Source organism: Enterobacter sp. BRE11 (assembly GCF_031844285.1).
GTDB lineage: Bacteria > Pseudomonadota > Gammaproteobacteria > Enterobacterales > Enterobacteriaceae > Pantoea.
The window spans coordinates 292,515-300,726 of record NZ_JAUZUX010000003.1; the positions used below are offsets into that span (position 1 = coordinate 292,515).

6 protein-coding genes and 1 pseudogene are annotated in these 8,212 nt (G+C 59.1%); 3 read left to right on the forward strand and 4 right to left on the reverse strand.

Translation table 11 applies throughout. The features are described 5' to 3' along the window. Positions 1 to 47 precede the first annotated feature (47 nt). The 4 genes and pseudogenes from Q9R34_RS05155 to lptF form a co-directional block, all read right to left on the reverse strand. The gene (locus Q9R34_RS05155; RefSeq protein ID WP_485892633.1) at positions 48 to 200 is read right to left on the reverse strand and encodes a hypothetical protein; all 153 of its coding nucleotides are present in this window, start codon (positions 198 to 200) and stop codon (positions 48 to 50) included. A 74-nt stretch (positions 201 to 274) separates the two neighbouring features. After that, a pseudogene (locus Q9R34_RS05160) lies at positions 275 to 415 on the reverse strand (Rpn family recombination-promoting nuclease/putative transposase); the annotation flags it as partial. 153 nt (positions 416 to 568) lie between these two features. Beyond that, on the reverse strand, positions 569 to 1,645 hold the full coding sequence (gene lptG, locus Q9R34_RS05165) for an LPS export ABC transporter permease LptG (RefSeq protein WP_434124338.1): 1,077 nt from the start codon (positions 1,643 to 1,645) through the stop codon (positions 569 to 571). Then, entirely contained in the window at positions 1,645 to 2,745 is a 1,101-nt protein-coding gene (lptF, locus tag Q9R34_RS05170; protein ID WP_434124337.1) for an LPS export ABC transporter permease LptF, read from the reverse strand. The genes lptG and lptF overlap by 1 nt, the downstream gene beginning before the upstream one ends. Before the next feature lie 258 nt (positions 2,746 to 3,003). Between lptF and pepA the strand changes: the two genes are divergently transcribed. The 3 genes from pepA to Q9R34_RS05185 all read left to right on the forward strand — a co-directional run bounded on the left by pepA (position 3,004) and on the right by Q9R34_RS05185 (position 7,965). Further along, positions 3,004 to 4,515, forward strand: coding sequence for a leucyl aminopeptidase (pepA, locus tag Q9R34_RS05175; RefSeq protein WP_434124336.1), 1,512 nt, complete (start codon positions 3,004 to 3,006; stop codon positions 4,513 to 4,515). Between the two features lie 130 nt (positions 4,516 to 4,645). Then, complete coding sequence (locus tag Q9R34_RS05180) at positions 4,646 to 5,104, forward strand: DNA polymerase III subunit chi (protein WP_485892634.1); 459 nt, start codon at positions 4,646 to 4,648, stop codon at positions 5,102 to 5,104. A 5-nt stretch (positions 5,105 to 5,109) separates the two neighbouring features. Then, the gene (locus Q9R34_RS05185; RefSeq protein WP_434124334.1) at positions 5,110 to 7,965 is read left to right on the forward strand and encodes a valine--tRNA ligase; all 2,856 of its coding nucleotides are present in this window, start codon (positions 5,110 to 5,112) and stop codon (positions 7,963 to 7,965) included. The last annotated feature ends 247 nt before the right edge of the window (positions 7,966 to 8,212 follow it).

The following is an 8,212-nucleotide window of genomic DNA, read 5'->3' on the forward strand; positions in this document are numbered from 1 at the left end:
CGGGTTCTTTTATGGCGTTGATCGGTGTGGAGTACAGCTTAGGACGGTTACTGGTCGTCGAGGCGGTCTAATTCTTCTTCCGTCAGCCCGGTAGCCTGCAAGATGGTATCGCGCGGCAGCTGCATTTTCAGCAGGCTGCGCGCGACTTCCAGTTTGCCCTTTAGCTCACCTTCCTGCTTAAGCTGTTCTGCAATTGTCATCAGTGGGACCTCCTGTTGCGGCATCCGCTGTGCCAGTTCTTGAACAAAGGCGCTGGCATCTGTGGTTTCGCCCGCCTGAGCGTGCTGAGATCGAAGAGCGCAAGGAGTTGCGGCGGCAGGTGGATTTCCATAAAGTCGCGCGCCACGTCCGGCTGGCTGAGAAGCTGTCGGAAGACGGCGTCGTGCGGGGTCGGCGTACTCTTTTTCTTCTTCATCTTTCCTGACTCTGAAAAAACCTGCGCAGAGCCTGGCATAGCTGAAAAAGCGAGTCATTAGCGATACCGGTAAAGGCTACCGGTTTTCAGCGAGTTATAAGAGTGAGGCCGCAATATGCGGCCTCATTTTTGCTTCTGCGTGGTTGCCCGGGCTTAACGCCGCTTAACCAGCAGGAACAGGCTAATGGCGAAGAAGGCGGCGCTGGGCAGGATCGCGCCCATTACCGGCGGCAGGCCGTAGACCAGGCTCAATGGGCCGAAGATCTGGTCGAGCACGTAGAAGAGGAAGCCGAAGCTGATGCCGGTCACCACGCGCACGCCCATCGACACGCTGCGCAGCGGCCCGAAGATAAACGACAGCGCCATCAGCATCATTACCGCCACCGAAAGCGGCTGGAAAATCTTGCTCCACATATTGAGCCGATAGCGTCCCGACTCCTGGCCGCTCTGCGTCAGGTATTTGCTGTAGTTATAGAGGCCGCGAATCGACAGCGCGTCGGGATCGAGCGCCACTACGCCCAGCTTGTCCGGCGTCAGGTTGGTTTTCCACTCGCCGCTCAGGCTTTGCGAACCGCTAATCTGCTTCGGATCGTTAAGGTCCGACTCATCCACCTGCGCCAGGTTCCAGCGCTTGTTCGCCTGGTCCCAGGTGGCGCTGGCGGCGTAGCGTACGCTCTTCAGACGACGGTCGTCGCTGAAGTTATAGATGCTGACGCCGTCAAGCTGGTTATCGCCGCGCACGCGTTCGATATAGATAAAGTTGTTGCCATCCTTCGCCCACAGGCCGCTCTGCGTTGATACCAGCGCGCCGCCGTAAAGCTGGGTCGCGCGGTAGTTGCGCGCCATCTGCTCACCCGCCGGGGCGAGAAACTCGCCGATCGCCATGGTCAGCAGCACCAGCGGGATAGCGGTTTTCATCACCGACAGCGCCACCTGCATGCGGGTAAAGCCCGCCGCCTGCATCACCACCAGTTCGCTGCGCTGCGCCAGCGTGCCCAGGCCAAGCAGCGCGCCGAGCAGCGCCGCCATCGGGAAGAAGATCTCAATATCCTTCGGCACGCTGAGCAGCGTGTAGTAACCGGCAGCCAGCGCGGTATAGGCGCCCTGCCCGGTCTTACGCAGCTGATCGACGAACTTGATGATGCCGGAGAGCGACACCAGCATGAACAGCGTCAGCATAATGGTATTGAAAATGGTTTTACCGATATACCGGTCGAGAACGCGAAACATCAGACGGAACCTCCGCGGCTGAAGCGGGCGCGCACGCGGCGCATCGGCACCGTATCCCACAGGTTAAGAGCCACCGCCAGCAGCAGATAGCTGATATTCACCACCCACATCCAGATCGCCGGATCGAGCCGCCCTTTCGCCGCATTCGACTTCAGCGAACTCTGCAGCAGGAAGAAGATCAGATAGAGCAGCATCGCGGGCAGCATTGACAGCACGCGTCCCTGACGCGGGTTGACCACGCTGAGCGGCACCACCATCAGCGCCATCACCAGCACCGCGAAGATCAGCGTAAAGCGCCAGTGCAGCTCGGCGCGAAATGCCGGCGTGTTGTTGCTGAGCAGCGTGTTGAGATCGGACTGCTCGGCGTCGTTTGGATCGAGCGTCGCCTCTTTATAACCGACTCGCGCCTGATAGTGGGTGAAGTCGGTGATACGGAAGTCGCGCAGCAGCGCCGTGCCTTCGAAGCGCGTGCCTTTATCCAGCGTCACTATCTGCGAGCCGTCTTTGCGCTGCTCCATATGGCCGCTGTCCGCCAGCACCACCGACGGTCGCGCGTTGCCTTTGGCGCGCAGCTGCGCCAGGAAAACGTTGCCGAACTGGTTGCCCTTAACGTTTTCGATAAACAGCACCGAACTGCCATCGCTGGAGCTCTGGAACTGGCCGGCCGCGAGCGCCGCCGCGCCAGGGTTGGCTTTAGCGTTTTGCGTCACCTCGTCCTGATAGCGCGAGGACCAGGGACCGAGCCAGATAACGTTGACCGCCGCCACGACGGAGGTGAGCAGCATCAGCACCATCGCCGCCTTCACCAGCACGCTTTTGCCTAATCCGCAGGCGTGCATCACGGTGATTTCGCTATCGGTATAGAGCTTGCCCAGGGTCATCAGGATCGCCAGGAACAGGCTCAACGGCAGAATAAGTTGTGCCATTTCAGGCACGCCAAGCCCTAACAGAGTCAGAACGAGATTTGTTGGGATTTCGCCGTCCACCGCAGCCCCTAAAATCCGCACTAACTTCTGACAAAAGAAGATAAGCAGCAGGATGAAAAGGATAGCCAGCTGGCTTTTGAGCGTCTCCCGAACCAGATATCTAATGATGATCACGCTTAGTACGCCTGTGATAACTTGTCTTTTTGCAGGAAAATCGCTAGTTTCAACGCTTATTAGCCATTTTTCTTCATCAATGGCCTGCGTCGCAGCTAAAATGGTATGACAAACGCGTCAGGGTGGTGAAAATTAACGCATTGCCACACTAAACGTAGTTCGAACGCTGATTACCCACAAAATATTTTACCTCTGTGGTATCAAGCGGACCATTCTAGCGACAGCCGCGGCCGTTGTCTTTAAGATTCAGGAGAGTGCATGGAGTTCAGTGTAAAAAGCGGAAGCCCGGAAAAACAGCGCAGCGCCTGCATTGTTGTCGGTGTTTTCGAGCCGCGTCGTCTGTCGCCGATCGCCGAGCAGTTAGACAAAATCAGCGATGGCTACATCAGCGCCCTGCTGCGCCGCGGTGAGCTGGAAGGCAAAGTGGGCCAGACCCTGCTGCTGCATCATGTACCTAATATCCTTTCCGAGCGCATTCTGCTGATTGGCTGCGGCAAAGAGCGCGAGCTGGACGAGCGCCAGTATAAGCAGGTGATTCAGAAGACCATCAATACGCTGAACGACACCGGCTCAATGGAAGCGGTCTGCTTTCTCACCGAGCTGCATGTAAAAAGCCGCAATACCTACTGGAAAGTGCGCCAGGCGGTCGAAACCTCCAAAGAAGCGCTTTACAACTTCGATCAGCTGAAAAGTAACAAAACCGAGCCGCGCCGTCCGCTGCGCAAGCTGGTGTTCAACGTGCCGACGCGCCGCGAACTCACCAGCGGCGAGCGCGCCATCCAGCACGGTCTGGCGGTCGCCGCCGGCGTGAAGGCAGCGAAAGATCTCGGCAATATGCCGCCAAACATCTGCAACGCCGCCTATCTCGCCTCGCAGGCGCGCCAGCTGGCTGACGCCTACAGCAAAAACGTCACCACCCGCGTTATCGGCGAACAGCAGATGAAAGAGCTGGGCATGAATGCCTATCTTGCGGTGGGTGCCGGATCGCAGAACGAGTCGCTGATGTCGGTCATTGAGTACAAAGGCAACCCGGACGCAGACGCGCGCCCTATCGTGCTGGTGGGCAAAGGGCTGACCTTCGACTCTGGCGGCATCTCCATCAAGCCGGCGGAATCGATGGATGAGATGAAGTACGACATGTGCGGCGCGGCGTCGGTCTACGGCGTAATGCGTATGGTGGCGGAGCTGAACCTGCCGCTTAACGTGGTCGGCGTGCTGGCGGGCTGCGAAAACATGCCGGACGGCCGCGCCATGCGTCCGGGCGATGTGCTGACCACCATGTCCGGCCAGACGGTGGAAGTGCTCAATACCGACGCGGAAGGTCGTCTGGTGCTGTGCGATACGCTGACCTACGTAGAGCGCTTCGATCCGGAAGTGGTGATCGACGTGGCAACCCTGACCGGCGCCTGCGTTATCGCCCTCGGCCACCACGTCAGCGGCTTGCTGTCGAACCACAATCCGCTGGCACACGAGCTGATTGGCGCGTCTGAGCAGTCCGGCGACCGCGCCTGGCGCCTGCCGATGGCGGACGAATATCATGAGCAGCTGGAGTCGAACTTCGCCGATATGGCGAATATCGGCGGCCGTCCCGGCGGCGCCATCACCGCCGCCTGCTTCCTGGCACGCTTTGCACGCAAATATAACTGGGCGCACCTGGATATCGCCGGCACCGCCTGGCGCTCCGGCAAAGCCAAAGGCGCAACCGGTCGTCCGGTGCCGATGCTGTCGCAGTTCCTGCTTAACCGCGCTGGCCTGAACGGCGACGACTAAGCTCCGCTGCGCGCCGCTCTCAGGGGCGGCGCGCATTGATGTATAGCAAACGCCATCTCCATCTCATCGGGAAGTGCTACCGCGCGCCTTAGCTGGTAATATCGACACCTCTCCCCCACAAGGCATTTCCATGAAAAACGCAACCTTCTACGTAATGGAAACGGACTCGCCCAGCGACGAGCTGAGCGCCATTGAGGCGCTGGTGTGCGATCTGGCGGAAACGCGCTGGCGGGCGGGCAAACGCATTTTGATCGCCTGCGAAGACGAACAGCAGGCGATTCGCCTTGACGAGGCGCTGTGGCAGCGCCCGGCTAACGCCTTCGTGCCGCACAATCTGGCGGGCGAGGGTCCACGCTACGGCGCGCCGGTCGAGATCGCCTGGCCGCAGCGTCGCGGCAGCTCGCCGCGCGATTTGCTGATCAGCCTGCTGCCGCAGTTTGCAGATTTTGCTACTGCTTTCCATGAAGTGATAGACTTCGTACCCTACGAAGAGTCTCAGAAACAGCTGGCGCGCGACCGCTATAAAGCGTACCGCAGCGTTGGTTTCCAATTGAATACGGCCACGCCGCCGCAGCCGCAAACGACATAGCAGAAATGGAAAAAACATATAACCCGCAAGACATCGAGCAGCCGCTTTACGAGCACTGGGAAGAGCAAGGCTATTTCAAGCCTAACGGCGATACCAGCCAGGAAAGCTTCTGCATAATGATCCCGCCGCCGAACGTCACCGGCAGCCTGCACATGGGTCACGCCTTCCAGCAGACCATCATGGACACCATGATCCGCTATCAGCGCATGCAGGGGAAAAACACGCTGTGGCAGGTCGGCACCGACCATGCGGGCATCGCCACCCAGATGGTGGTAGAGCGCAAGATCGCCGCCGAAGAGGGTAAAACGCGCCAGGACTACGGCCGCGACGCCTTTATCGACAAGATCTGGCAGTGGAAGGCGGAATCAGGCGGCACCATTACCCGCCAGATGCGCCGCCTCGGCAACTCCGTGGACTGGGAGCGCGAGCGCTTCACCATGGATGACGGCCTCTCCAACGCGGTGAAAGAGGTGTTTGTTCGCCTGCATAAAGAGAACCTGATCTATCGCGGTAAACGCCTGGTGAACTGGGATCCGAAACTGCGCACCGCGATTTCCGATCTGGAAGTGGAAAACCGCGAGAGCAAAGGTTCGATGTGGCATATCCGCTATCCGCTGGCGGACGGCGTAAAAACCGCCGAAGGCAAAGATTATCTGGTGGTGGCCACCACGCGTCCGGAAACCCTGCTGGGCGATACCGGCGTGGCGGTCAACCCGGAAGACCCGCGCTACAAAGATCTGATCGGCAAAGAGGTGATCCTGCCGCTGGTGAACCGTCGCATTCCCATCGTGGGCGACGAGCATGCGGACATGGAAAAAGGCACCGGCTGCGTGAAAATCACGCCGGCACACGACTTCAACGACTATGAAGTTGGTCGTCGCCACAAGCTGCCGATGATCAACATCCTGACCTTTGACGGCGATATCCGCGAGCGCGCCCAGGTGTACGACACCAACGGCGAAGTCAGCGACGCCTGCTCGGACGAGATCCCGGCAGCGTTCCAGAAGATGGAGCGCTTCGCCGCGCGTAAGGCGATTGTCGCCGCCGTGGACGAACTGGGCCTGCTGGATGAGATCAAACCGCACGACCTGACGGTGCCTTACGGCGATCGCGGCGGCGTAGTTATCGAGCCGATGCTGACCGACCAGTGGTACGTGCGTACCGCGCCGCTGGCGAAAGTCGCGGTCGAGGCGGTTGAGAACGGCGATATCCAGTTCGTGCCGAAGCAGTATGAAAACATGTACTTCTCCTGGATGCGCGACATTCAGGACTGGTGCATTTCGCGCCAGCTCTGGTGGGGCCACCGTATCCCGGCCTGGTACGACAACGATGGCAACGTCTATGTCGGCCGCAGCGAAGAAGAAGTGCGCAGCGAAAACAACCTGGGCGCGGACGTGGCGCTGCGTCAGGACGAAGACGTGCTCGACACCTGGTTCTCCTCTGGCCTCTGGACCTTCTCGACCCTTGGCTGGCCGGAGAACACCGAGGCGCTGCGTCAGTTCCACCCCACCAGCGTGCTGGTGAGCGGCTTCGACATTATCTTCTTCTGGATCGCCCGCATGATCATGTTGACCATGCACTTCCTCAAAGATGAAGACGGCAAGCCGCAGGTGCCGTTCAAGACCGTTTATATGACCGGTCTGATTCGCGACGAAGAAGGCCAGAAGATGTCGAAATCCAAAGGCAACGTTATCGATCCGCTGGATATGGTTGACGGCATCTCGCTGGACGATCTGCTGGAGAAGCGCACCGGCAACATGATGCAGCCGCAGCTGGCAGAGAAGATCCGCAAGCGCACCGAGAAGCAGTTCCCGGACGGCATTGAGCCATCAGGCACCGACGCGCTGCGCTTTACCCTGGCGGCGCTCGCCTCAACCGGCCGCGACATCAACTGGGATATGAAGCGTCTTGAAGGCTACCGCAACTTCTGCAACAAGCTGTGGAACGCCAGCCGCTTCGTGCTGATGAACACCGAAGATCAGGATTGCGGTCAGAACGGCGGCGAGATGACGCTGTCGCTGGCGGATCGCTGGATCCTCGCCGAGTTCAACAACACGGTGAAAGCGTACCGCGAGGCGCTGGACAGCTACCGTTTCGATATCGCCGCCAATATTCTCTATGACTTCACCTGGAACCAGTTCTGCGACTGGTACCTGGAGCTGACCAAGCCGGTGATGAACAACGGCAGCGAAGCGGAGCTGCGCGGCACGCGCAACACGCTGGTGACGGTGCTGGAAGCGCTGCTGCGTCTTGCCCATCCGATCATTCCGTTTATCACCGAGACCATCTGGCAGCGCGTGAAGGGGCTGAAGAACATCAGCGACGATACCATTATGCTGCAGCCTTTCCCGCAGTACGACGCGGCGAAAGTGGATGCGGAAGCGATGGCGGACATCGAATGGATGAAGCAGGCGATCGTTGCGGTGCGTAATATCCGCGCCGAAATGAATATCGCCCTGAGCAAGCCGCTCGACGTGCTGCTGCGCGACTGTTCTCCTGCGGCACTGCGCCGTGTAGAGGCGAACCGTACCTTCCTGTCGCGCCTGGCGCGCCTGGAAAGTCTGACCATCCTGCCGGCGGGCGAGAAAGGCCCGGTTTCGGTGACGAAAATTATCGAAGGCGCCGAGCTGCTGATCCCGATGGCGGGCCTGGTAGACAAGGCAGCGGAGCTGGATCGTCTGGCGAAAGAGCTGGGCAAACTTGACGTCGAAATCGAGAAGATTCAGGTCAAGCTGGCGAACGAAGGCTTTGTTTCCCGCGCGCCGGAAGCGGTGGTAGCGAAAGAGCGCGAGCGCGTTGCCGAGCTGGAGCAATCGAAGGCGAAACTGATTGAACAGCAGGCGGTGATTGCGGCGCTCTGATTCAACGCCGCGTCTGTAGAAAAACCCTGCGTTTCGGCGCGGGGTTTTTTATTGGCTACTTATTGAGTTGAACAGAAACCAGCCGCACCATCCATATGGCAGAGGTGCGGGCGATTTTGATTTAGGGTTTAAAAAATCAGTTTAATCGGGCAGCGATTCAAGTAAAACTCTCAACGCCTCGCCTGCTCTCACCTGATCGCTTTTCGCTATCAAACAAAACTGACTCAGCTTATTGACTGCAAGTTTA